Genomic DNA, 560 nt, shown 5'->3' on the forward strand with positions numbered 1-560 from the left:
CGCGCTGCTGGACGTGACCCGGCTCATTTCGCTGGACCCGCGCCGGCAGTCGAGCTGAGCCCGCGCAGCCGCTGCAGGATCACCTGCGCCAGCCCGGCGTAGTCGCCTTCGAAGTGGTGGTCGCCGGGCAGGCGCACCACCTGCGCCGAACCGGCCGGCAGGTGCGGGCACAGCGCATCGTCGTCGTCCTGGCCGTAGACGCAGACGGTACGCGCGGCCGCCAGCCGGCGCATCTCCGGCGCGATCGGCAGCCCGCGGTCGCTGCCGCCGCCCAGCCAGTTGCTGACGTGGAATTCGTAGTCGGCGCGCGTGCCCACCGACAGCAGGGCGGTCATCGCCAGCATCGACGCGGTGTCGGTGGACAGCCGGTTGATCGCCGCCGGCAACACGTCGGCGCCCTGGGAGAAACCCACCAGCATCAGGTTCGGGCGCTGCCACTGCCGTGCGTAGTGGCGGGCGATGCGATCCAGGTCGGCGGCAAAACCGGCCGGCGTGCGCTCGCTCCAGAAATAGCGCAGCGAATCCACGCCCACCACCGGAATGCCGGCCTGCGCCAGCGC

1 protein-coding gene is annotated in these 560 nt (G+C 72.1%); it reads right to left on the reverse strand.

The features are described 5' to 3' along the window. Positions 1–23 precede the first annotated feature (23 nt). On the reverse strand, positions 24–560 hold a 537-nt coding region (locus tag ABB22_RS17470), incomplete at its 5' end, for a virulence factor (protein ID WP_244481365.1).

This window comes from Stenotrophomonas nitritireducens (assembly GCF_001431425.1).
Classification (GTDB): Bacteria; Pseudomonadota; Gammaproteobacteria; order Xanthomonadales; family Xanthomonadaceae; genus Stenotrophomonas; species Stenotrophomonas nitritireducens.